This window comes from Pseudomonas sp. GL-B-19, assembly GCF_019956415.1.
GTDB lineage: Bacteria > Pseudomonadota > Gammaproteobacteria > Pseudomonadales > Pseudomonadaceae > Aquipseudomonas.
The window spans coordinates 38,735-63,468 of sequence record NZ_JAHBDK010000018.1; the positions used below are offsets into that span (position 1 = coordinate 38,735).

Sequence of the window (24,734 nt, forward strand, 5' to 3'; positions counted from 1 at the left end):
CCTTATTCCTCGGTCAACGCGGAGCCTGCCCGGTCGAGCAGCGGTTTGAACAGATAGTTGAGGAGTGAACGTTCACCCGTACGCACGAACATTTCCGCCGGCATGCCCGGTTTGATCACCAGGCCATTGAGCTTTTCCATGGCCTGGTCACTGACACTGCTGCGCAGCACGTAGTACGGCGCGCCGGTTTTTTCGTCGACCATCTGGTCGGCAGAGATCAGGCTGACTTCGCCGGGCACTCGCGGCGTGCGGCTTTGGTTAAACGCGGTGAACAGGATGTCCACGGGCAAATGGGTGCCGACCTTGTCGACCAGATTGATCGGCAAGTGCCCTTCCACTTCCAGGTGGGTGCCCTGGGGCACAATTTCCAGCAAGGTGTCGCCCTGGCGCACCACCGCGCCTTCGGTGTGCACCCCCAGGTTGACCGCGATGCCGTCGGCGGTGGCGATGATCTCGCTGTGTTGCAAATTGAACCCGGCGGAGGTCAGTTGCTCCTTGAGGGTCACGCTCTTGAGTTGCGCGTCGGCCAGTTGGGTGCGGACCTCTTTCTGATACTCCTCGATGTGCTGTTGCAGCTTGAGTTTCGCTTCGAGGATGCCCTGCTCCACCCGACCACTTTCGCCGGCGTTCTCGGCCAGTTGCTGCTGCACTTGCGACAGTTGACGCTGGTATTCCATCAGCCGGTTGCGCGGGATGTAGCCGTTATCCGCCAAGGGCTGAAGATTGCTCAGTTGTTGTTGCAGCGAGTTGGCCTGGGCCGTCAGGTCGGTACGCGCGCGACGCATGCCAGCCAATTGCGCGGCGGCGCCTTCCATGTTGGCGCGCAATCCGCCCTGCTCGCGGAAATAGGCTTCGCGACGGCTGCTGAACAATTGCCGCTGGCCTTCGAGCACCAACGCCAGTCGCGGGTCAGCGTCCTTGCTCAGTTCGGCCGGGAAATTCACTTGCTTGAGGTTGTCCCGTTCGCTTTCCCAGCGCGCAACGCTGGCCCAGGCCATGCGGTACTGCGCCTGTAGCGAATCGACGTCAGCCGCGACCTGAGTCTGGTCGAGTTGGAACAGCGGCTGGCCCAGCTTCACCACTTGACCCTCACGCACCAGAATCCGGCTGACCACACCGGGGCTCATCGATTGCACGGCTTTGCGCTTGCCCGATACCACGACCGTGCCCTGCACCGGAATGCCTTGATCAAGCGGCGCGAGGCTGGCCCAGGTGAAGAAACTCCCGGCGCCGACAATCGCCAGAATCCAGCCCATGCGGGCGAAGAAGCGCGCATCGTGCTCGGGGCGTTCGGCGATGCAGTCGTGTTCCATCGTGGCTTCGTTGCGGTGATTCATACGCCCGAACTCCTTGTCGAGGGCTGATACTGTCGGCTCATGCTCAGTCCGCCGGGTGCCTGCGGCGCTTTTTCCCGCTGTTGTTCCTGGGCGCCGGACAGTGCTTTCAATACCTCCTGGCTCGGGCCGAACGCCTGCAAGCGCCCGTCGTTAAGCACCAGCAGTTTGTCGGCCTGAGCCAGCGCCGAAGAACGGTGGGTAACCAGAATCACACTGGTGCCTTGCGCTTTCATGTGCGCGATGGCGCTGGCCAACGCGGCTTCGCCCACGGTGTCGAGGTTGGAGTTCGGTTCGTCCAGCACCACTAGACGCGGGCTGCCATACAGGGCGCGAGCCAGAGCCACACGTTGCTTCTGGCCGCCGGACAAACCGCTGCCGTCCTCGCCCAGCACTGTGTCGTAGCCTTGCGGCATGCGCAGGATCAGTTCGTGGACGCCGGCCTGTTGCGCGGCTTCAACGACTTTTTGTGGATCGGTTTCGCGAAAGCGGGCGATGTTTTCGGCAATGCTGCCGCTGAACAATTCGATGTCTTGCGGCAGATAGCCAATGTAGGGGCCGAGGTCGTCGCGGTTCCAGCGATGAATGTCCGCGCCGTCGAGTCGAACCGTGCCGCCGAGGGTGGGCCACACGCCGACCAGCACCCGGGCCAGTGTCGATTTGCCTGAGCCGGAAGCACCCAGCACGCCCATCACTTCCCCTGCGCCAAGGTTGAAGTTGACCAGGTGCAGCGTCGCAGCACGCTGACCCGGCGGCGCGGCGCTGACCTGTTCGAAGGTGATTTGCCCTTTCGGCGCCGGCAGCGCCATGGCCTCGTCACTCGGTGGAAAGGCTTGCAGCAACGCGTCCAGACGACGGTAGGCCAGCTTGGCGCCGCTCCACTGTTTCCATACGGCAATTAACTGATCGATGGGGCTCAGGACGCGGCCCATCAAAATCGAACCGGCGATCATCATCCCAGCGGTCATGTCGCCCTTGATCACCAGCAACGCGCCCAGCCCCAGGACCAGGGATTGCAGGCACAAACGCAAGGTTTTGCTCAGGGAACTGATGACCGCGCCGGTGTCGCTGGCCTGGTTCTGCAAGCCGAGAAAACGTGAATGCACGTCAAACCAGCGCTTGCGTAGCGCACCCAGCATACCCATCGCCTGAATGGTTTCGGCGTTATGCAAGTGACTGGTGGCCAATTGGCTGGACTTCTGGGAAAAACCGGCGGCTTCGCCCAAGGGTTTTTTGGTCATTGCTTCGTTCAGGCACGCGAGGCCAATCAACACCAGCGCGCCCACGGTGGCAAACACCCCGAGCCAGACGTTGAACAGGTAGATCACAAACAGGTAGACCGGAAACCACGGAGCATCGAAGAAGGCAAACAGCGCTGGGCCGGTGACGAACTGGCGGATGTGCGTCAGATCCCCCAGCGACTGGCCGGCGTTGCCCTCACCTTTGAACAGATTGCGCTCGAACGCGGCTTGATAAACCCGCAGGTTGAAGCGTCGTTCCAGTTGGCTACCGATGCGGATGACGATGAAACTGCGCACCACTTCCAGCAGACCAATGAAGACGAAAAACCCCACTACCATCAGCGACAACATGGCGAGCGTGGTTTCATTTTGCGAAGACAACACGCGGTCGTAGACCTGCAGCATGTAAATCGACGGGACCAGCATCAGCACGTTAATTAACGCGGTAAAACAGCCAACGCTGATCAGGATGCTCTTATAGTCGCCCAATGCTTTGAATAACGGTGCACTTAGCGGGCTCTTTGACATCTTCATGGGTTCTTCCTGAGGTGTTATTCCTCGTCATACTGACGAAGTTTCCATTCACTGTCCGCGCAGGCGCGAATGTGCATTTGGCGCACTAGCGCTTACAAACTAACTACAACTTAATTGCGCGATGTCTTTATCACGAGTCGCGGCGTTTTAATTAATGCGCCTGACGCACGAGTGTTATGACCAGCGTGGATTTCAAGTTTGCTCTATAGGAGCCATCACGTTGGCGACTGAGAAACAGAATCTTCGAGCCTTCTTTACCGGTGATCGCAATACCATCCGGCTCGGGAAACCAACCGATGGCTTTTTCGCCTGCAAGCCATGCGCTTAAACAATCGGCACCCTCACCCAGCGTTTGCTTGAGCTGCAATTCGATGACACAGACGTTGGAAGGCTTGTCCTGCAGTGCCTGGGTCTCTGGCGAGTCGTCCCGGGTGCTCAGGGTGGCCTGCCATTTGCCGGCCAGTTCCGAGGGATCTGCCAATTTCAGGCTGCTCGCCATGGCTGCTTCTCCAAAAAAAATCATGAACATCGCCAAGAGCCATGCGGCACAGGCTTTAGAGGCCATCTTTGTTTTACTCCAGCCACAGAGGGCAGCGCATCGGCGCCACCCTCCTTATCGCCTTACATCAGGCTGCGATGTCCGAGTACGCCGCCTGGCCGACGGTGCTGACCAGGAAATCAGCCACGCCGTGCCCGGAGAAGTCCACCGACAACAGGCTACTGCCGCCTGAGGTGGTCAACACGGCATCACCTGCCGCACCAGTGAACGAGCTCACGAAATGCAGGCCTGCGCCTTGGGTGATACCGGTCAGGTCGATCTTGTCCAGGCCGCTGACAAAGTCGAGGATCTGGTCGGCGACACCTGGCTTGGAGTCGCTGCTGGCAGCGAACACAAACGTGTCCGAACCGGTACCGCCCAACAGCTTGTCCGCACCGCCGGCGCCGTAGAGGATGTCGTTGCCGGCACCGCCCTTCAGTTCGTTGGCGATACCATTGCCAATCAGCAGGTCGTTGCCCGAACCGCCGGTCGCGTTCTCGATGATTGCACCCTTGGCAATGGAAACGTTGCCCACCAGGCCGCCAACGTCGGAGAACGAGGCTTCATTGAGGTTGATTTTCTGGTTTTGGGTGAATCCGGAGAAGTCCAGGGTATCTTTGCCGCCTGCATCCCATACCGAAAACACGACCTTGTCCGACGACGAAGACGCGCTCAGGAAGTCGCGACCGGCGTTGGAGTTAAAGCCGTACGTGGTGTCACCGGTACGGGTGGTGGTGTTGGCTCCATAGAGTTTCTGGATGGCTGCAATGTCGTCCATCAGCGGGCCGGACGAATACGCTTCGACACCGCCCTTGCTGAAGTTCTGGCTGGTATTGCTTTCACTCCAGTAGCTCATGACGCTGTAACCGCGGGTATCCTGCCCGTAGGTGGCGTCATTGTAAGTCGGGGCACCCTCGCCAGCGTTGTAGTCGCCAGGGTGGGCCAGGCCCAACGAGTGACCGATTTCGTGGGTCAGTGTTTGACGGCCGTAATTGTTCAGGTCCGGCGTCTTGTTAGGCGTGTAGCTGCTGTTGGTCAGGTACCAGGAAGTACCGTCATAACCCGCACCGGTGCCCGGCAAATAGGCAAATGCCGCCGCGCCATCCTGGCCACCACTGTAGTTGCCGAAGGTCATGTGACCGTCACCGCCCGTAGACTTATTGGTGAAGGTAACGTTGGCTACATCGGCCCAGGATTGCATGGCGAGCACCGCTTGGGCTTTTTGCTGCGTACTGAACTGGCTGAAGCCGGTAATCCCGTGCTTGTTCATGGTGCTCGACGAGGCCGAGGTCAGGAACGTATAGGTCAGTTCGATTTTGCCGCTGCCGTCCTTGTCCTGGTAGGCAGCACCGTCGCGCAGCAATTGGGTGGCTGCCTGGTCGACGGAATAGGACGGTTTGCCATTGACCGTGAGATTGCCACCGCGGTCATACTGATGGCTGAAGCTGTCGATCTGGTTATACGCAGAACTCGGTGCAGCCAATGCTTGCAAGGGGGTTATGGCCTGTTCGGCTAGATCAATAGCATTGTTTTTTACTTTCGACATAAACACACTTCCTTGTTTAGCTATGGAACAGTTTTTTGTCAGATAGCGACGATCTCTGGCGAGGTCGTCCTATCACTCGCCCAATGAAGGCGAAAGAAAACTGACACAATTCGAAATCAAACGTCTAGTGTTTTTTTGACGTCAAATTGTGCAAATCCAGCAAATGCCCGGAAATAATGCTTGTGGGGTCGAAAGATTGTCTTGTGTATGTGCGTTTGCGCAAATCGTCTGACAATTTGCTATTTAAATATTAAATATAGGTAAGTTGTTTTTTGTCGAACAGGTCTCACATTACGGTAGTGCTTAATATAAGCGCCACTATATTGATATCAACCATATCTTTATTGAATTTTATATTTAACGACTGCTGCGCAGCCGAACGCAGGCTTCGCCAGCTGCTACAAGGATCGCGGCGTACGAAAATCCTGTAGCAGCTGCCGAAGGCTGCGTTCGGCTGCGAAGCAGTCGTCAAACACTTACAACCAACACGCATCCCAAAGTGGATAATCATGAACGCGCGTCACTAAACCTGCCCGGACAGGATTCGCAACGACATACCGAGCAAGATCCTTCACATCCTCCTCCCACCGAACCGCACGATCGTGATACCCCTTCTGCCATAGCCGCCCTCGCCGCCCCAATGCCTGGTTGACGGCAAGACTGCTCCGGGATTTGATTCGACACATCAGCTCCGACAGCGTCTTGTCCCGCAGCTGCACCAGACAATGCAAATGATCCGGCATCACAACCCACGTCAAAAAATCGGCCCATCCATCTTCTTGTGCCTGGCGCAGTTGCAGAACAACCAACCTGCCCAATCGCCAATCAACAAAAAACGGCTGTCGTTGGTGAACGACAGCCGTTAGTAGATAGATCCGCCCAGGTTCCGAAAAACGACCAATGCGCAGGTGACCCGCTTTTGTATCGACTGGCATTCCATTGCCTCCTGATCAATTGAAAGGAAGCCTGGAATCTACCGTGTAGCCACCCAAGTCACTGGGGGCAATGACTACAAATTATGAACCCTCAACTCCCCGTCCGAATCTTGTTCCACACCCGCGTACGGACCCGGTCAATGTTCAGCGGCATCGCCTCCAGCGCGAACAGCTTGCCCATCATCTCAGGGCTCGGATAAACCTTGGTGTCGTTTTTGATCGTCGGGTCGATCAGGCTGTCAGCCTGTTCGTTACCGTTTGCGTAGTGCACGTAGTTGCTGACGCTGGCCATGACGTCCGGCCGCAGCAGGTAGTTCATGAAGGCGTAACCGGCCTTCTCGTCCGGCGCGTCGGCGGGCATGGCGACCATGTCGAACCAGATGGCGGCGCCTTCCTTGGGAATGGCGTAGCCGATGTCGACGCCGTTGTTGGCTTCCTTGGCCCGATTCTCGGCTTGCAGGATGTCGCCGGAGAAGCCGACCGCTACGCAGATGTCGCCATTGGCCAGGTCGCTGGTGTACTTGGACGAATGGAAGTAGCTCACGTACGGACGGACTTTCAGCAGCAGCGCTTCGGCCTTTTTATAATCTTCCGGGTTTTTACTGTGAGGCGGCAGGCCCAGGTAGTTCAGGGCGGCGGGCAAGAGTTCCGGGCCGTTGTCGAGGATGGCAACGCCGCACTTTTGCAGCTTTGCCATGTTCTCGGGTTTGAAGATCAGATCCCAGGAATCCACGGGCGCATTGTCACCCAGTACGGCCTTGACCTTGGCGATGTTGTAGCCGATACCCGTGCTGCCCCACAGGTACGGAAAGCCATGCTCGTTGCCCGGATCGTTGGTCTGCAACGCCGTGAGCAACACCGGGTTGAGGTTCTTCCAGTTCGGCAACTGATTTTTATCGAGTTTCTTCAGTGCGCCACCTTCAATCTGTCGCGCCATGAAATGGTTGGACGGAAACACCACGTCATACCCTGATTTACCGGTCATCAACTTGCCGTCGAGGGTTTCGTTGCTGTCGTAGACGTCGTAGGTAAAGGCGATACCGGTTTCTTTCTGGAAGTTTTTCGTGGTGTCAGGGGCGATGTAGTCGGACCAGTTGTAGATTTTGACCGTCTCGGCCGCCTGGCTAAGGGTCGCGACGAGTGCAAGTGGCGCCAGTGTCAGTGTCTTTCGGATCATGAGTCGATTCCTGTAGGGGTTTTTGTTATTGGCAGGCAATCAGAAGATCAAAAAATCAAAACGTAGGTCTTGCGCACAGTTTCCTGGATATCCCAGATGCCGAGACTGTTAGCCGGCAACATCAATGCATCGCCAGCTTCTATGTAGAGGGGTTCACCGTCGTCCGGGGTGAAGGTGCAACGGCCCTGGATGAAGTGACAAAACTCCTGGGCCACGATCTGCCGGCGCCAGCGTCCGGGCGTGCATTCCCAGACACCGGTTTCGACACCATCATCGCGTTCGACGCTGGTGGTCGAGGCCACTGCCACGGGTGTTCCCAGTGGCACCGCGACCGGATTGGATTCATCAAGCTTCAGGGTGGCGGTGTTCTTGAATTGCGTGATGCTCATGGGCGTACCTGTCAATGGAAAAAGCGTTGTTTACTGCATGAAACCTTCCATGAACCCCGCGACCCCGCTGGCCAGCTTTCGGCGCCAGGGTGCGGTAGCCGGGTTGGCCAGGGTCTGGTCTTCGTGGACGAAGCTGCGGATGATCGCGTTGTAACCGAGCCAGCGGCAGGGTTCCGGCTCCCAGGCCTTGAGCGTGTCGAGTCCGCCCTGCGGCATGACCCAAGGCTGGCGCACCAACTCGGTATCGCGCTGAAGAATCAGGTCGGCGAGGGTTCTGCCGCCCAGGTTGCTGGCACCGACGCCCTCCCCGCCATAACCGCCGGACAAGGCGATGCCGCTGGCGTGATCACAGAGCATGTGCGGCTTGAAACGCCGCGACATGCCAAGATTTCCGCCCCAAGCGTGGGTAATCCGCACATTCTTCAATTGCGGGAAGAGTTCGCCGAACAGATAGCGTCGTAACTCCACTTCGCTGGTCGTCAGGTCGAAGTCATGGCGTAACTTGCCGGCAAACTGGTAGCCGCCTCGCGCCCCGAACACCAGACGGTTGTCGGCGGTGCGTTGGCCGTAGGTCACCTGACGGCTGCTCTCGCTGAAGGCCTGGCCGCGACTCAGGCCGATTTCGTCCCACGTCGCAGCGGACAGTGGTTCGGTGGCAACGATCAGGCTTTGCACCGGCATTTGATAGCGCCCCAACGGCGGCAATGTTGTCGCGTAACCTTCTACCGCCGGGACAATCCAGCGACTGCGAACCGCCGCCTTGGCGGTGCGCAAGCTCCCCGACTGCCACTGCGTGACGGCGCTGTTTTCATAGATGCTGACCCCCATTTTCTCCACCGCCCGTGCTAAGCCTCGCACCAACTTTGCCGGGTGGATGGTCGCAACGTGCGGTGCATAGATACCGCCATAAGGCTTCGCAACTCTGATCTGTTGCGCCAGTTGCTCGGGGCTGAGCCAGCGGTAGTCACTTTCGGTCAGGCCCTGGCGGTAGAGATCATCCAGATAGCGGCGCAGGCTGGCTTCCTGCTCGGGGTAGCGTGCGGCGCAGTAAAGCACCCCGCCTTTGCGGTAATCGCAGGCGATGCCTTCACGCTCCAGAATGACTTCTACTTCATCAGGAATGCTGTGCAGCAAGTCGAATGAGGCGCGGCGCTGCTCCGGGGACAACCCGGCGAGCAAGCGGTCTTCACCCAACAGGTTGCCCATCAACCAGCCGCCATTACGGCCCGAGGCGCCGAAACCAGCGGTTTGCGCTTCGACAATGGCGATGTCCAGGCCCGGGGCCAGACGCTTGAGGTAATACGCGGTCCAGAGCCCGGTATATCCCGCGCCAATGATTGCCACGTCGACGTCCAGATCGTGTTCCAGCGCCGGACGGGCCAATAACGGCTCGTCGAGTTGATCCATCCATAAACTGATAGTGCGCCACGCCGACATGCAAGACTCCGCCACTCAAACTTCGATGGCGTCGATCCTAGTGCGTGGGCTCAGGGGCTGTCTTGCGCGCGTGCACGCAAGGAAATTTGTTTGGTGTACGCCTTGGGCGTCAGACCGGTGTGCTGGCGAAAACAGGTGTAAAACGCCGACAGCGAATTGAAGCCCGCGGCAAATGCCAGCTCGTCGACGCGTATCGGCGGTGTGGCGGTGTCCAGCGTGCCGAGCAAATGCTGCAGGCGCGCCTGGTTAACATAGCGATAGAAACTCTGGCCCAGCACTTGATTCAACAGGTAGGAAATCTGGTTGCGACTGTAGCCGCACTCCTTCGCCACCCGTTGCAGGTCGAGCGCGGGGTCCAGATAAGGTTGCTGGTGCTGGAAATACTGTTGCAAGTCATCGGCCATGAAACTCAACTGGCGCGGGGACAGGCCGAGTCGACTGACGGCCGGACGCAGCGTTTTGGTTGCCTTGCGAAGCGGCTGCTCGTGGACCAGCGTGGCGTATTCGTTGACCCGCCAGATCAACCCGTCACGGACTGTGATCGCCTCGCTGGTATGAAAGGACACCAGCCCCTCACCGCCACGCAACGTCATCCGGTACTGAATAAATGCGGTGTTGCCATCCAGGCGAATTCGGTCCGAATGTTCCAGCGCTTCGTCCAGGTTGCGAGGCATGCTCACGCGCACGTACTCGCGCAGATCGTCGAGCCCCATCACGCGGTTCTGGAAAAAATCGTGGTACTGGATGTCTGGGTGATAAAGCGCCATGACGCCGTCCAGGTCACGGTGTTTCCAGCACAAGTGGTAGCGCATGACCGTCTCGCCCGTGGCCCGGGTTTGCTGCGGCCCATCATCATCGGGGTGCATAAAGGTCTCGATGGGAAAACGCCGAGCTTGCCGAAGTTCTGCACCGGGTTCAATGGCTGAAAAAATGGTCAGGTGACCTTCATCAAATAAACTCTACGAACCGCCCAACGGCCGAAAAAAAATCACATGGATTTCACATTCGAGTGCTACTTTTAAAAGCAGTCATCGGTTGAGCCATTGAAGGCTCTTCCCCTCCTAACATGAGCTAAAGGAAGCGCTCGATGAAGAAGGCGGGCTACATATGAATAAAGGGTATTTCAGCAAAGTAACGTTTCCAAACGCCTGCCAGCTGATGCGCTGGCATTTTCATCCCATGGGATTTGAGGCGAGCATGGACGCGCCGGGCAGCATGATCGCCCGGTTGTTTGATCGTGCCAGTGGCGAGACCATGATCGCCATTGCCGGTATTCCTTGCGCAACGGTCATGAATGCGGCGGATGTCGAACGAATCATTGAAGCCGTCGAGGATGAACTTGAGGCATTTATTCCACCTATGGCCCTCAAAAGCTATGCCTGAAGGCCGAACAGCCCAATAAAAAGCCCACTTTGTGTGGGCTTTTTATTGGGCGACGACTCAGGGTTACGCCAGTTTCTGAGTAACCCGATGATCAGCAAAAAACGCTTTCCCTTTGCCGATCCGGTCCGACGCCTTGGGCATGTTCACAGCCGTGTCCTGCCCCTCGACATACCAGTAGCAATGGCTCACTGCCCGGGTGATGCCGACGTAAGCCAGTCGCAGGATTTCGTCTTTTTGCGCGCTGTCATACGGCTCGTTGTCACCGGCCTTGCCAAGTCCTGCCATACGGTAAACCTGGTTTTTGTAGGGGGAACTGGTCAGATGCTGGCAATCACCCAGCAAAAACACCGCATCGGCCTGCAAGCCTTTGGCGCTGTGATAGGTCAGTTGTTTGAGACGCCGCGCTTCATATGGCAAGCTCGAATCAACATTAACAACAGGTTGAATATGCTGTTCAATCAATAACTTATCGCTGCTTTTTCGATAAAGCATCAGGATTGAATCACCCTTCCGGTAATGCTCCATCAGGCGCTGGGCCAAACCTTGATCGTCCCGATCCAGAACGTTTACCGGCAACAGCGCCTTAGGCGCGCCGCTGGCTTTGGCTTTCTTGCCCGCGATGGCCGGCGCTGCGCGGACGATATGCTCGGCGGCGTCGATGATGTGTTGATGACTGCGATAGTTGTCGCTGAGCATGACTTTGGTAGTGCTCGGCGACGGGAACTCTTTGTTGAACTCCATGAAATACGTCGGCGAGCTGCCGCGCCAGCCATAAATGGACTGCCAGTCATCACCCACACACAGCAGCGATGAGCGTTGCGCGCCCCGCCCAACGTGCATCGCCGGGCCTCGACTGCGGATCTCGGCCAAGCTGGCGCGGATCCAGGAGACGATTTGTGGTGAAACGTCCTGAAATTCGTCGATCATCAGGTGTGACAGTGGTCGCAGCAGCTCATCGCTGAGCAGTTTCAGGTTTTCCGGGGAATGCTCGCTGAACAAGGCGAACATGCGGTTGTAGGTCATCACCGGCGGTTTTTGATCAAGCAGATGATCTTCCAGTGCTCGCCAGAACAGGCTCAAGGCCTCGAAGAAGAACCTGTCGGGGTCGTCCTTGGCGAAACTCATCTGGCCAACGGCGTTCGGAACATCCAGCCCCAGGTTTTCTATAAACCCGGCTGCCGCCACAAAACAGTCCAGCAATGGTGCAGAAGCCAGTTCGCCTTTGACCCTGTAATCAAAGCCCGGTCCCGCGCTGGCATCACCTGCCAAAGAGGCCAAAACGCGCTTTGACGATTCGTAACTATCTATCCATATCAATGACTTACGACAGAAAGCTTGAAACAGGGTGCGCTTTACTGCCCACTCCGCCCGGACGGTCAGCTTGGCATTCGGGCGGCAAACCTGTGGATTCTCCCGAGGATCGAAACCCAATACGACCCAGGCATCCAGGCTCGGGATGTAGCCGTGGCAACGGAACGTCGAGCCATTGATATCGAACGAGTGCCGATTGGGTTCAATCCCCTTGATTGGCCAGGCGCCGGCACGAAACCACAGGTCTTCAATGGCGTCACAGAGTTCTTCATCGCGCTTGGCCGCCAGCTCAGTCACAGCCACGCGTTTTTGCACATCGGGGTGATCGCGCTCCAACTCCTTGAGCTGCAAGGCGTGGCGGGACAAAGGCTTGATCAATTCACGAAAGCGCTCGTCGCGTGTGTGCAACTGGTGGTAGCAGGCATTGAGCTGCTGTCGCTGAGCGTCATTGATACGCAGGTCAAAGGGGTTACTGTCGACCTCTTCCTCACCGTTTTGCACGCGATTGCTGAGGTTTTCGAATGCTTGCAGACGCTCGAACCCCGGCAGGCTGCGAACCATCGGCAGAATGCGCGAGTGGAAGGTACGCACCAGATCACGCGCTTCTTTCAGTCCCAGTGGACGGCCCCACACCGCGAACAGCTCGATCAGCTTGTTAATGAAGTCTTTGCGCGATTCGCGGGTAAAGGTCACAACGGTCATCGAATCCAGTTCGAAGCCCAGATAGTGGGTCAGCAACAGGATACGCAGCACCAGCGTGGTCGACTTGCCTGCGCCCGCCCCGGCAATCACCGACGTCGACGGCGTGTCGCTGAAGATCATCTTCCACTGCGCAACGCTTGGCTGGGCATTGGGTGGCAGCAGTCGGGCAACATCGGCCTTCATGCGCTTCTTCAGTTCAGCGCTCAATGGCAGGCGCCAATCGTCAAACAGATTGTCATCGACGTTGGGCGGTCGATGCTCGGTTGAGCGCGAATCACGGATCAGCAGCACTTGCCGGCCCTCTTCCAGCCCCTCGAGTTTTCCCTCTTTAAAGCCGTAATCAAACCCCGCACTGTGACCGCTGCGAAAGCCGTCAGCCTGCCCGTGCAACCAGGACGCGCGGTGCTGCGCGCGCAGGCGGGTCAAGCCATGACCGAAGAATCGGGCGGCCAGGCGCTTGAGCAGCGGCATCTCGGCCAAGGGGCGAAGTTCGGGAGGAAGATCGGGGGTGTGTTGCGGCACGCGGGCTGACTCCAGGGTGTGAGGCTGTTGAGGGCTATGGTGTCTGCATTTGCGCTTGAGTTCTAGTGAAATGCTTTGAGGTCATTGGCTTATGCGATGAAGTGAAGGCTGGATGAGAACATTTCGAGGGCATTTCACATCAACTAATTCGATTGTAATGAGGCATTTTTTACGCTTTTTATCGATGTGTGCCTGATAGATGATGCTCGCCATTAACCCCCTTTCAGGAGACGGCCATGCTCGAACTCAGACCCTTCAGCTCCCTGGGCGGCGCCCATCACGGCTGGTTGGATGCCCATCATCACTTTTCGTTCGCCGAATACCATGACCCCAAGCGCATGAACTGGGGCAACTTGCGAGTGTGGAACGATGACGTGATTGCCTCCGGCACCGGGTTCCCAAAACACCCGCACCGGGATATGGAGATCATTACCTACGTCCGTGAAGGTGCGATTACTCACGAAGACAACCTGGGTAACAAGGGCCGCACCGAGGCAGGCGACGTTCAAGTCATGAGCGCTGGCACCGGCATTGCTCACAGCGAATACAACCTGGAAGCGACCGCGACCAAGATCTTCCAGATCTGGATTATTCCGAACGAATCCGGTCTTGCACCGTCCTGGGGCGCCAAGCCGTTCCCGAAAGGTGAGCGTGAAGGCTTCGTGACCCTGGCCAGCGGTAAATCCGGCGATGATCAGAGCCTTCGAATCCGCGCCGATGCGCGCCTGGTGGCGGCGAACCTCAAGGCCGGTGAATCCGCAGAGTATCGCTTGGATAGCGGTCGCCGCGCCTACCTGGTCCCGGCCACTGGCGTAATTGAAGTCAATGGCTTACGTGCGCAAGCTCGAGACGGTGTTGCTGTAGCCGATGAGCAGGTGTTGCGAGTGACGGCGATTGAGGACAGCGAAATCGTCCTGGTCGACCTGGCTTGATCCGGTAAACGGCAGACAAAAAAAGGGGCGACCGTGATGGTCGCCCCTTTTTTTGGATTTTTGGTGCCTGGACTGAAGCCATCGCGGGCAAGCCCGGCTCCCACAGTGTCGGGGTCGAACACAAAATTTGTGTTCACCACTGAACCTGTGGGAGCCGGGCTTGCCCGCGATGGGGGTCGTCAATCACTTCGCAGAAATGGCGCCATCCACCAGTGTCTGCGCTTCGGCCACCAACTGCTTGAGGTGGTCATCACTGACAAAGCTTTCGGCGTAGATCTTGTAGATGTCTTCAGTGCCCGACGGACGTGCCGCGAACCAGCCATTTTCGGTCATGACCTTCAGGCCGCCAATGGCCTGGTCATTGCCCGGCGCATGGCTGAGGATACTCTGGATCGCTTCGCCCGCCAGTTGAGTCGAGGTTACCTGATCCGGCGACAGCTTGCTCAGCAAGGCTTTCTGTTCAGGGTTGGCCTTGGCATCCACGCGTACCGAGAACGGCTCGCCGAGTTCGTCGGTCAACGCGCGATAGGCCTGACTTGGATCGCGGCCAGTGCGAGCGGTCATTTCGGCTGCCAGCAACGCCGGGATCAAACCATCCTTGTCGGTGCACCAGACGCCGCCGTCCTTGCGCAGGAACGAGGCGCCAGCACTTTCTTCACCGCCAAAGCCCAGTGAGCCGTCAAACAGCCCGTCAGCAAACCATTTGAAGCCGACCGGCACTTCATACAAACGACGACCCAGACGCTTGGCCACGCGATCAATCAAGCCGCTGCTGACCACGGTTTTGCCCACGGCAGCATCGGCGCGCCACAGCGGGCGGTTCTGGAACAGGTAGTCGATCGATACCGCGAGGTAATTGTTAGGCGCCAGCAAACCACCGGACGGCGTGACGATGCCATGGCGGTCGTGATCCGGGTCGCAGGCAAAGGCCACGTCAAAGCGTTCTTTCAGGCCGATCAGGCCTTGCATCGCGTGGGTGGACGATGGGTCCATACGGATTTGACCGTCCCAGTCGACGGTCATGAAGCGGAACGTCGGATCGACCTGCTTGTTGACCACGTCGAGGTCCAGACGGTAGTGCTCGGCAATCGCCGACCAGTAGCGCACCCCTGCTCCGCCCAACGGATCAACGCCCAGACGCAGCTTGGCATCACGGATGGCGTCGAAGTCGATTACGTTGATCAGATCGGCCACGTAGGTGTTCAGGTAATCGTGACGATGGGTCGTGCTGGCTTTCAGCGCCTGCTCGTAACTGATGCGTTTGACGCCGGCGAGTTTGGCCGCCAGCAGTTCGTTGGCCTTGGCCTCGATCCACTTGGTGATATGGGTATCGGCCGGGCCACCGTTGGTGGGGTTGTATTTGTAACCACCGCTTTGCGGCGGGTTGTGCGACGGCGTGATAACGATACCGTCCGCCAGCCCCGAAGTACGGCCACGGTTGTAGCAAAGAATCGCGTGGGAAATGGCCGGGGTCGGTGTGTATTCATCACCTTCGGCAATCATCACAGTGACGCCGTTAGCGGCCAATACTTCCAGCGCACTGGCACCCGCTGGCGTGGACAGTGCGTGGGTGTCGATCCCGACGAACAACGGGCCGTCGATGCCCTGGGCTTCGCGGTACAGGCAAATCGCCTGGCTGATGGCCAGAACGTGCCATTCGTTGAAACTCAGGTCGAACGAACTGCCTCGGTGTCCGGACGTGCCAAAGGCTACACGCTGGGTAGAGATGGCGGCGTCAGGCTGGCCGGTGTAATAGGCCGTTACCAGTCGCGGGATGTCGACCAACAATTCTGCCGGTGCCGGTTTGCCCGCAAAAGCACTGAGTGTCATGCAAAACCTCTGGAATAGACTGGTTCAGGAATTGGAACGCAGTTTACTGGCAGTTTGACCGCAACGCGATGGGATCGATTCAAGATGATTCACGATGTTTGACCGCATCGTTCAATCGGTGGCCTCCAGACGCAAGGCATCCCCCAGCAGACCCAGTGCAACGGCAAGGTCATGCTCACCGCCAAAGGTATGGCTCAGCCGCAAGTGTTGCCCATGCAGGCCGCGCAAACTGAACAATTCCCCCGGCGCCACCACGACCTGCTGCTTGAGCAAGCGGTGGAACACGCCGCGCACATCGACCCGCCGCAACGAGCGCACCCAGACTGTTGCGCCGCCCTGGGGATCGACGAAATGCAAGGCGTCTGCCAGTCGCTCCTCCAGCAGTTGAGTCATCTGCACTTTGCGCTCCTTGAGCAGCCGACGCAGCACCAGTAAGTGCTGATCGATTCGTCCATTGTTGTACAGACGCGCGATGGCCTTCTGGCGGATCGGCGATAACCGGAACGATCGCAGCAAAAAGTGCCGCTGCAGCTCACCTCGCAGTTGCCGCGAAAGCAGATAGCCATAGGGCGCTTCAGGCCCGATGACCTTCTCGAACGTGGAGAACACGATCAAGCGCTCCGGGTCCAACCAATCACGAAACCGTGGCCGGCCGTGTTCAAATTCGAGTTCGCCGTGACAATCATTTTCCAACACCCAACTGCCGTGCCGTTCCAGCAACTGCGCCGTGGATTGTCGATTGCTGTCGCAGGCCACACTGCCGCGCGGCATGTTCAGGCCGGATGACAGCATCACCAGCCTCACCGGTTCGGTTTCCAGCAGCATCTGCAGATGATCCAGGTCCAGCCCGCCATCAGCTTGCAATGCCAACTCGATGACCTGCACGTCGGCGTCCCGGAACAATCGCAGGATCGCCCAGTCGCACGGCGACTCCACCACGACCGTGGCGTCTTTGAGGCACAGCACCGCGATCAATATTTCCAGTACGCCACGCAGATCAGCACCGATGTAGACATCGTCGGCGTGCCAACAGCGCGCTGGAGAGGACGTGTAACGAGCCGCCAGGGCGGCGCGCAGTTCCCGCTCGCCACAGGGTTGAGAGGTGGGTTGCGGCTGGCGTGGATACTGGCGCAACAGTTCTCTCTCAAGCAGCAAAAGCGGGCTGTCCAACGGTTGCAGCAGTGCAGGCTCATCAGCGCTCAATACCAGCATTCCAGGGCGTCTGGCATTCACATAGACCGTCTCCAGCAGGTCATTGCCGCTGCAAGGTGGCCGGATGAACGACACCGGCAGTGCGTAATAACCGGACTTGGCCACCGAATAGACGCGCCCTTCCTTTTCCAGCAGCGAATACGCGTACTGAATGGTCGAAATCGAGACGCTCAGGCGGTCCGCCAACTGCCGTAACGAAGGGAGCCGCACACGGGTGTCGCTGACCGGTTCGCTGATCAGGTGGGTCAGGTAGCGGTACACCGCCTGATAAGCGAAGTCGGTTTCTCGGGGTCCTTTCATGGGCAATGGCCGAACATACTGAGCTCGCCCCACTGCAACTGAGTGCGCGTTATCAAGCCAGGCACTTTCAACGTCCCGTTGACCGTTCGCCCGTCATGGCGTCAATCGCCATCAGCTCTGCGTGCTGTCCCGTGTCCGCTGTTTCGGCGCTGGCCACCGGCCCCATGCGATATAGCGCACCGATCAGGCTAACGGGCAACCCGCTGACGTCGATCATCCATTGCAATACCTGCTCGGGCGCAGGCTTGCCCTGCATTGCCCGATGCAGTTCGGGCAAGGCCACGAGCATGCCGGGATGACACTGGCGTAGAAAACGTTCAAGCGACGCACCGTTCTCTACAAAGGGCGCAAACAGTAAACACACCAGTTGAGCTTCGTTGAGGCCGAGGTTTCTTTGCGCCTCGGCCTGCGCCAGTTCGCGCTGTTCCGACAGGGTTGCCGGGTTGCCGTACGTCTGCAATGCCTGGTCGCACACATGCTCTGAAAGTTGCTTGCGTTGCAACATGACTAATAGTCGCTGCAAATAATCGCTAATGCCGGCCTCGTATGTCCGCCCCTGCACGAACCTGGCTTGCAGCCCCCGCAGGTGTGCGGAAATCGAAAGGCTGGCGTAGTCGTTATCGCCGACCTGAGTCATCAGTCCGTCAGGTTGAAACTTGAGGAACTCGGTAAGCAGTGGCCAGCGCTCCTCCAGGTTGCTGACCAGCAGGTCGTGAATGTCGATGAATGTCGCGCGGCGACACGCCTCAAAACTTTCTGCGGGTCGCCACGCGGGCTGCTCATGACCGGGATAAAACTCGCGATAGCAATCGCTGCCCAGTTCATCAAGCCGCGCGAAGAGCTGCTCATAGCCGGTGTCAGCCTGCTCCGGCATCGGGAAGCCGGCCTTTGCCGCCGCACGGTTCAATCCCTCCATGAACTGCTTTTGCTGGCGCGGTGAATCGCTACTGACCATGGCATCGACGCCCCGTTCCCAGCGGGCGATTTGTCCGTAGAACTCGCCCGTTGCCAGGTAGCCGTCATCCCACAGATCCAGAGGGTCGTTCCAGGTTCGGCGGTGACCGACCATCAAGAGATTGAGTCGATTTGACTCGCGGCCGGCTTCAGAGACCCCGACCCCGTGATTGAACGGCAGGACCTCGCGGTTATCGACCATCAACACTTCAACCCGAGGATCATCGTAAAGAAACAACGCACTGCAACTGCGATGGATGTTTTCAAGGGCCATCGAGGCTGCGTCGTTCAAGCGCAAGGTCGCCACCCGCAGCTGGAATGTCGCGGGTGCCCGGCCGGCAATGCTCAATTGCGCGGCACGTAGCAGCGCAAGGGTATAGCAGCTGTCGCGGGTCCCGGACTGGATCGTCAGCACCTTGTACTCGCCAATACGTTCCATGCCACCTGCAGCGACCACCACGCGCTGAATCAACAGCTGCAATGCAGTGCGTTCGGCCCGCGAAAAGAAACTCAGCAATCGTTGCAATACTTGCTGATAAACATAGTTCATTGCCTGATCATGGGTATTGGTCATCATTGTTTACCTGTTACTCATAGGTTCGATGTCACGCAAACAACGCTTTGCATTGCGCAATCGGTTGCCCGTCATGATTAGAGTGTCGTGCTTGATATCAAATGCTAACACTTAGTCTTTAGTCATTATTTGAAACGATTAGAACGTGGCGACAAACCGCCTGGCGTCGACAGGCCTCCAGTCCCGGCAGAACGGGCGTCTGGCGACGGCGCGAGTGATCCTAGGAAATATCCGACAGCGTCCCACAGACAAGTAGCACGATAAATAAAGAAAGAAGTCACCCTAAGTTTTTCGGCAACTGTTCGATAACACGCCAATTGTTGAGTTTGTATTGCCGGGGCGCATTGAAAAGTATCTGCCCGATACCTGGCCATAGCTCATTCCTTGAGATGAAAGTAATCATTCAATTATCGGGGCTTATATGATGATTAGAAGATACAGATTGAGGGCAAAAACCAGTTCAGTTGCTGAACGGCCCCGTCATGGATTGACGGTGCGCCTCATTTTTCGGAGGGAGAATGAAAAAGTCCGTGCAAGCACGGACTTTTTTCTGGAGCGTGTTACGCAGGCTCAACCTGTAGGGCCACCCGCTCGCGGCATGGGCATTCGTCCATGTAGCGGTGTGCTTCGACAAACTCGGAAAACGGGAAGACCCGAGTCTTGAGCGGCAGTAGCACGCGGTCAGCGGTCAACTGGTTGATATCACGCAAGGCACGCTGCAGTGCGACCTGGTCCTGGATGATGCCCAATTCAGGCTTACCGGTGAAATTGCCGATACAGTGCACAAAGAACTGAATGTTCTTCTGGAACGCTGCACAAGCCGGAAACGGCGTCTGGTTACCGCCCTGCAAGCCGTACAACACCAGGCTGCCACGAGGCGCGAGCACGTCGCCGAGCAGCGACATCTGCGGACCACCCAACCCATCGAACACCACATCCACGCCGCGGTTGTCCGTGATTTTGTTGATCCGCATGAGCAGATCTTCTTCTTCAGTGACGATGACTTTCTCGGCACCCAGCGATAGCAGGTACTCACGTTCATCCGCCGTTTTGGTGGCGGCAATCACTCGTACGCCCAAGGCTTTGCCGAGCTGTACGAACGAAGGTCCGGCACAATGGCTGGCGTCGGTCACCAGGACAAATTGCCCGGGTTTGACCCGTGCCAGATCGTTGAGAGCGAAGTAAGCAACCAGCAGCGGTGTGTAATGCACGGCCGCTTCGATCGGACTCAGCACCTGCGGATAAAGGGTCAGTGACGAGCGTGGCAGAACAATCTGCTCGCCATACACAGGATAGTCGTTCGGGCTTTGGGCCGGGAAGCTGGCGACCTTGTCACCGACTGCCAAGTCATCGACGCCCTCGCCGAGCGCCGTAACGACACCGGACATTTCCTGGCCCAGACCTGAAGGCAGACGAGCGTGAGACGAAGCCAGGTTCTGACGCCAAAGCGTGTCGTACCAGCTGATGCCAATCGCCTCGACACGCACCTGCACTTCGCCCGGAGCAGGAAGCGCTGCCGCATGCTCTTCGCATTTGAGCACCTCGGCTGGACCAAACTTGTGAAAACGGATCGTGCGGGACATCGCAAACCTCGTCAAAGTAACCTCTAATGCCTTGAACTCTATCTGGGCTTTATACCCAAGACTATCCGTGGCTATTAATAGTCGACATGCCTGTCATTGATTCCGCAGCACCGCCGGCATCATCAAATGTCGTGAACATCGGAGCGGCCTTTCAGGAAAAACTGAATTACACGGTGCAGAGTAGCAGCCTTTCCCCGTAAGATTCATGCCGGCCATTGTTCTTATATGGCCGCTCTCGTCAAGCTTGATGACTCTGCCAGGGACTCCAGATGAATCGTAATGACCTGCGTCGTGTCGACCTGAACCTGTTGATCGTTTTCGAAACATTGATGCACGAGCGCAGCGTGACCCGCGCTGCGGAGAAACTGTTTCTCGGCCAGCCGGCCATCAGTGCGGCACTTTCACGCCTGCGCGGGCTGTTCGATGATCCGCTGTTCGTGCGCACCGGTCGCAGCATGGAACCGTCCGCACGGGCGATAGAAATCTTCGCCCTGCTCTCCCCCGCGCTGGACTCGATTTCCACGGCCGTCAGCCGTGCGGCGGAATTCGATCCGGCCACCAGCACCGCGGTGTTTCGCATTGGCCTGTCGGACGATGTCGAGTTTGCCCTGCTGCCGATGCTGCTCAAGCGCCTGCGTGCCGAATCGCCCGGGATCGTGCTGGTGGTGCGTCGCGCCAACTACATTCTGATGCCGAGCCTATTGGCCTCGGGCGAGATTTCCATCGGCGTCAGCTACACCGCCGACCTGCCGGCCAACGCCAAACGCAAAGTGCTGCGTCGCAGTATGCCGAAGCTGTTGCGGGCCGACACCGTGCCCGGGCCATTGAGCCTGGATGACTTCTGTGCCCGGCCGCATGCGTTGGTGTCGTTCGCGGGTGACCTGAGCGGTTTTATCGATGAAGAACTGGAAAAACTCGGGCGCAAACGCCATGTCGTGCTCGCGGTACCGCAGTTCAACGGGCTGAGCTCGCTGCTGAGCGGCACCGATATTGTGGCGACGGTGCCTGACTATACGGCCGACGCGCTGACAGCTGCCGGTGGTGTCCGGGCTGAAGATCCGCCGCTGCCGGTACGTACTTTTGAATTGCACATGGCCTGGCGAGGGTCGCAGGACAACGATCCGGGCGAGCGTTGGTTGCGCTCGCGGATTCAGATGTTCTTTGGGGATCCTGAGAGCCTTTGAAAGAGGCTGGCATATCTCTCGTCGGGCGCATTAGCTGAATTTATTACCATCCAAACGTCCACTGCTGCCGATTGAGACCCGCTTTACTCTACCGCCATTTTTGGGGGCAAACTCTGTCCACTAAAAAGTATGCCCCCAACCATGATTTCCCACCTTGAGACATTACAAGACGAAAGCTTCGGTTTGGTATGGGCAACTGACTGCGCAGTCGGCCACTGCTATTCGCAGATCATCCTCACTAAATGAATCAACAGCCCGCTTAGGTACGTTCATGACCATTGAGCATGCCTAAGCAGGCTCGTTAACTGGCGCGAAACGTTGTGCGTACTCCTTTGGACTCACCCCCATGCGTCGCACGAAGGCTTTTCTGAGCACGTCGACACTGTGGTAGCCGCATCGGCGCGCAATCTCTTCCATCGACCGCCTTCCCAGCTCTATTTGCCGACAGGCCGCTTCAACCCGGACGTCCTCGACGTACTTCGCAGGCGTTGTCTTGAATTCCCTCTGAAACATGCGGATCAAGGTCCTCACACTAGTCGCGAGCTTGTCTGCAAGTATCTCGACCGTAAGCTCCGAATGTAGATGCTCACTGATCCACACGCATAACTCATCGAGGTTCGAACCGGTCGCATGCTGCGACTGGAGAGCGACGCTGAACTGTGCCTGACCGCCAGGACGTCGCAGAAACAGGACCAGGTTCTTCGCGACCTCCAAAGCGATGTCGTCTCCCAGGTCTTCGCTGACCAAAGCGAGCGCAAGATCGATTCCCGCCGATATCCCAGCCGAGGTGTACAGGTTGCCGTCCTTGACCCAAATCGGGTTGGGATCTACCTGCACATTGGGATAGCGGTCAGCCAGGCTACGCGCCATCCGCCAGTGAGTCGTTGCCTTACGACCATCCAATAGCCCTGTCTCGGCCAGGGCGAACGCGCCGACACAGATCGAGCACACACGCCTGACGCTCTTGGCTCGCGTGCGGATCCACTCGATGGCGGACTGATCCAGCTGATCCATGGCTTTCCAGCCCGACGTCACGATCAACGTGTCGATGGCCTTGTTTTCAAGACGCTCCTGTTCAAGCGTCTTGTGCGCCATGAGTGCGATGCCGGTGCTGCTCTCCAGGTGTTCATTGGCGCCCGCGCAAACCAGCTCGAGTACGTAGGGAGCACAGTCGCCGCGGTGCAGATTGTTCGCATAGGCAAACACCTCTGCGGGGCCGATCACATCAAGCGAATCCACGGGAGGCAAACCCAAAATCACCACTCGTTTTTGCGCCACGCCGACAAAGGGATGGCTTGATTTCGTCGTTATTCTCACAGCGATCTCCCGCATTGACCTGACACGCATGTTGGCACAAATCATCTGAAAGTAGTCAATTTGGTCAATTGCAACTATTTAGAATGAATTGCGAGCCAACTTCATCCCCCGGGAGCAAACATGAGTACACCTGTCATCATCGGCGGCTTCAGCGCTCCAGACTCTGAACTCGCTCGCAAGGCCTCTTTCCTCGTCGAACGCGTTCACTCGACAGCGCTCCTGCACCATGTGCATCGCACGTGGTGGTTTGCCGAATTCCTCGGCCAGCAGCGAGGCCTGAAATACGACCGCGAGGCGGTCTATCTCGCCGCGCTGCTGCACGATCTGGGTCTGACGTACGAATTCGCAGCCGACCAACGTTTTGAGGTCGACGGCGCCGACGCTGCCAGCCGTTTCCTGCTGGAAAACGGTTACCCGGAGTCGAAAGCGGAGCTGGTTTGGGATGCGATCGCCCTTCACTCTAGCGCCGGCATCGCCGACCGCAAACAGCCAGAGATCGCCCTGATCTACATGGGCGCCCATGTCGACGTGATGGGATTACGGCTGGAGGAAATCACGCCATCGCTGGTCGAGGATACGCTGGCCCTCTACCCCCGCATTGGAATGAAGGCCGCGTTTACCCAAGCGGTCGCTGAAGTGGCCAGGAAGAAACCTCACACAGCGATTGGCACTGGGCTCGCTGATGTCGGACGCCGTCACGTGCACGGGTTCGATTGCCCGAATGTGTGTGACCTGATTGATCACGCTCCTTTCGACAGCTGAATGCGGTGCTGCCAAACGGCACTGTTGCGCAATATTCGTGAATTGGTAACGCCTGATACGTGATATCGGCGCGAGCAATGTGTGTTCCTTTACTTTGGAGTATTCACCATGCAGCAACGTAAATACCTCGTCACCGGCGCTACGGGAAAAACTGGCGTCTATACCATTCGCCACCTTCTCAACGGAGGCCATGCGGTTCGGGCTTTTGTGCACCAGGAGGATGAGCGCAGCGCAGCGCTCCAGAGCGAAGGCGCTGAAATATTTGTTGGCGACCTCCTTGAACATGACGACATCGTTCGTGCGATGGAGGGGATCACAGGCGCATACCTGTGCTATCCCGTGCGTCCTGGCTACATTCAGGCGACTGCCTATTTTGCGGATGCTGCTAAACGAGCAGGCGTCGAGGTCGTTGTGGAAATGTCGCAGATTTCTGCTCGGGAAGACTCTTTGAGTCACGCCGCGCGCGACCACTGGATCGCAGAACGTGTACTCGACTGGTCGGGCGTACCCGCCGTGCACATCCGCCCGACGTTCTTTTCCGAGTGGCTGATCTTTCCGTGGGTGCTCGATCAGATCGTGAAGGAGAACAGGATCACGCTGCCATACGGCACCGGCCGACATGCACCAATCGCCGCTGAAGACCAAGCGCGGCTGATCGCCGCCGTTCTCACACAGCCGTCTGGCCATATCGGGAAAACCTATCCGCTGTACGGCCCTGTCGAGCTGAACCATCAAGAGATTGCCGACGAAATCAGCGGCATCGTAGGCCGCACCATCACCTACAGCCCTTCGACCCTCGAAGAGTATCGCCAGCATCTGGAGACCTACGATCTGCCGGAGTTTGTGATCCAGCACTTCCTTGCAGTCGCGATCGATTACCAGAACGGAATCTTTAGCGGTGAGGACGGGGTTATCGGCCAAATCACCGGACAAGCGCCTCAAACGGTGGGTGACTTCGTACGTGCCAACCGGCAAGCGTTCGAGGTGTGATCACTATGGGCGTATGCGCTTGGTCTTGAAGACATACGCATACGCCG

Annotated in this window: 20 protein-coding genes; 5 read left to right on the forward strand and 15 right to left on the reverse strand. The window is 57.9% G+C overall.

Features of this window, described 5'->3' with window-relative positions; all coding sequences use genetic code 11:
• Window positions 1–2 precede the first annotated feature (2 nt).
• The 9 genes from KGB06_RS05680 to KGB06_RS05720 all read right to left on the reverse strand — a co-directional run bounded on the left by KGB06_RS05680 (window position 3) and on the right by KGB06_RS05720 (window position 9,997).
• Window positions 3–1,337: an HlyD family type I secretion periplasmic adaptor subunit gene (locus KGB06_RS05680; protein WP_223512452.1), complete on the reverse strand. Its 1,335-nt coding sequence runs from the start codon at window positions 1,335–1,337 to the stop codon at window positions 3–5.
• Window positions 1,334–3,109, reverse strand: a complete 1,776-nt coding sequence (locus tag KGB06_RS05685; RefSeq protein ID WP_223512454.1) for a type I secretion system permease/ATPase — start codon at window positions 3,107–3,109, stop codon at window positions 1,334–1,336. Before KGB06_RS05685 ends, KGB06_RS05680 begins: the two co-directional genes overlap by 4 nt.
• A 151-nt stretch (window positions 3,110–3,260) precedes the next feature.
• Window positions 3,261–3,674: an AprI/Inh family metalloprotease inhibitor gene (locus tag KGB06_RS05690; protein WP_223512456.1), complete on the reverse strand. Its 414-nt coding sequence runs from the start codon at window positions 3,672–3,674 to the stop codon at window positions 3,261–3,263.
• A 61-nt stretch (window positions 3,675–3,735) separates the two neighbouring features.
• Window positions 3,736–5,193 carry a serralysin family metalloprotease gene (locus KGB06_RS05695; RefSeq protein ID WP_223512460.1) on the reverse strand — a complete coding sequence of 486 codons (1,458 nt, stop codon included), beginning with the start codon at window positions 5,191–5,193 and terminating at the stop codon, window positions 3,736–3,738.
• 476 nt (window positions 5,194–5,669) lie between these two features.
• Window positions 5,670–6,128 carry an REP-associated tyrosine transposase gene (locus KGB06_RS05700; RefSeq protein WP_223512471.1) on the reverse strand — a complete coding sequence of 153 codons (459 nt, stop codon included), beginning with the start codon at window positions 6,126–6,128 and terminating at the stop codon, window positions 5,670–5,672.
• A gap of 91 nt (window positions 6,129–6,219) precedes the next feature.
• Entirely contained in the window at window positions 6,220–7,305 is a 1,086-nt protein-coding gene (locus KGB06_RS05705; RefSeq protein WP_223512474.1) for a polyamine ABC transporter substrate-binding protein, read from the reverse strand.
• A gap of 47 nt (window positions 7,306–7,352) precedes the next feature.
• Complete coding sequence (locus KGB06_RS05710) at window positions 7,353–7,694, reverse strand: cupin domain-containing protein (RefSeq protein WP_223512476.1); 342 nt, start codon at window positions 7,692–7,694, stop codon at window positions 7,353–7,355.
• A 30-nt stretch (window positions 7,695–7,724) separates the two neighbouring features.
• Window positions 7,725–9,131, reverse strand: coding sequence for an NAD(P)/FAD-dependent oxidoreductase (locus KGB06_RS05715; RefSeq protein WP_223512478.1), 1,407 nt, complete (start codon window positions 9,129–9,131; stop codon window positions 7,725–7,727).
• 50 nt (window positions 9,132–9,181) lie between these two features.
• Window positions 9,182–9,997: a helix-turn-helix domain-containing protein gene (locus KGB06_RS05720; RefSeq protein WP_223512480.1), complete on the reverse strand. Its 816-nt coding sequence runs from the start codon at window positions 9,995–9,997 to the stop codon at window positions 9,182–9,184.
• A gap of 241 nt (window positions 9,998–10,238) precedes the next feature.
• Here KGB06_RS05720 and KGB06_RS05725 point away from each other — a divergent pair, with 241 nt between their 5' ends.
• On the forward strand, window positions 10,239–10,514 hold the full coding sequence (locus KGB06_RS05725) for a DUF1652 domain-containing protein (RefSeq protein WP_223512483.1): 276 nt from the start codon (window positions 10,239–10,241) through the stop codon (window positions 10,512–10,514).
• Between the two features lie 63 nt (window positions 10,515–10,577).
• On the opposite strand, the gene KGB06_RS05730 is transcribed toward KGB06_RS05725, so the two are convergent.
• Window positions 10,578–13,049, reverse strand: a complete 2,472-nt coding sequence (locus KGB06_RS05730; protein WP_223512486.1) for a UvrD-helicase domain-containing protein — start codon at window positions 13,047–13,049, stop codon at window positions 10,578–10,580.
• A gap of 236 nt (window positions 13,050–13,285) precedes the next feature.
• Here KGB06_RS05730 and KGB06_RS05735 point away from each other — a divergent pair, with 236 nt between their 5' ends.
• The gene (locus KGB06_RS05735) at window positions 13,286–13,981 is read left to right on the forward strand and encodes a pirin family protein (RefSeq protein WP_223512488.1); all 696 of its coding nucleotides are present in this window, start codon (window positions 13,286–13,288) and stop codon (window positions 13,979–13,981) included.
• Between the two features lie 183 nt (window positions 13,982–14,164).
• Here KGB06_RS05735 and pgm read toward each other — a convergent pair whose 3' ends face one another.
• The 4 genes from pgm to KGB06_RS05755 all read right to left on the reverse strand — a co-directional run bounded on the left by pgm (window position 14,165) and on the right by KGB06_RS05755 (window position 20,434).
• Window positions 14,165–15,811, reverse strand: a complete 1,647-nt coding sequence (pgm, locus tag KGB06_RS05740; RefSeq protein ID WP_223512490.1) for a phosphoglucomutase (alpha-D-glucose-1,6-bisphosphate-dependent) — start codon at window positions 15,809–15,811, stop codon at window positions 14,165–14,167.
• Window positions 15,812–15,922: 111 nt separating this feature from the next.
• Entirely contained in the window at window positions 15,923–17,323 is a 1,401-nt protein-coding gene (locus KGB06_RS05745; protein ID WP_223512493.1) for a PLP-dependent aminotransferase family protein, read from the reverse strand.
• A 67-nt stretch (window positions 17,324–17,390) separates the two neighbouring features.
• Entirely contained in the window at window positions 17,391–18,851 is a 1,461-nt protein-coding gene (locus tag KGB06_RS05750) for a hypothetical protein (protein WP_223512496.1), read from the reverse strand.
• A gap of 560 nt (window positions 18,852–19,411) precedes the next feature.
• Window positions 19,412–20,434: a zinc-dependent alcohol dehydrogenase family protein gene (locus KGB06_RS05755; RefSeq protein WP_223512499.1), complete on the reverse strand. Its 1,023-nt coding sequence runs from the start codon at window positions 20,432–20,434 to the stop codon at window positions 19,412–19,414.
• Window positions 20,435–20,703: 269 nt separating this feature from the next.
• Here KGB06_RS05755 and KGB06_RS05760 point away from each other — a divergent pair, with 269 nt between their 5' ends.
• Window positions 20,704–21,618 (forward strand): LysR family transcriptional regulator, encoded by a 915-nt coding sequence (locus KGB06_RS05760; protein WP_223512501.1) that lies wholly within the window; start codon window positions 20,704–20,706, stop codon window positions 21,616–21,618.
• A gap of 288 nt (window positions 21,619–21,906) precedes the next feature.
• On the opposite strand, the gene KGB06_RS05765 is transcribed toward KGB06_RS05760, so the two are convergent.
• Complete coding sequence (locus KGB06_RS05765; RefSeq protein WP_411741833.1) at window positions 21,907–22,950, reverse strand: GlxA family transcriptional regulator; 1,044 nt, start codon at window positions 22,948–22,950, stop codon at window positions 21,907–21,909.
• A gap of 105 nt (window positions 22,951–23,055) precedes the next feature.
• On the opposite strand from KGB06_RS05765, the gene KGB06_RS05770 reads away from it, so the two are divergent.
• Both KGB06_RS05770 and KGB06_RS05775 read left to right on the forward strand, forming a co-directional pair.
• Window positions 23,056–23,697: an HD domain-containing protein gene (locus KGB06_RS05770; RefSeq protein ID WP_223512505.1), complete on the forward strand. Its 642-nt coding sequence runs from the start codon at window positions 23,056–23,058 to the stop codon at window positions 23,695–23,697.
• 108 nt (window positions 23,698–23,805) lie between these two features.
• Complete coding sequence (locus tag KGB06_RS05775; protein ID WP_223512507.1) at window positions 23,806–24,687, forward strand: NAD(P)H-binding protein; 882 nt, start codon at window positions 23,806–23,808, stop codon at window positions 24,685–24,687.
• The last annotated feature ends 47 nt before the right edge of the window (window positions 24,688–24,734 follow it).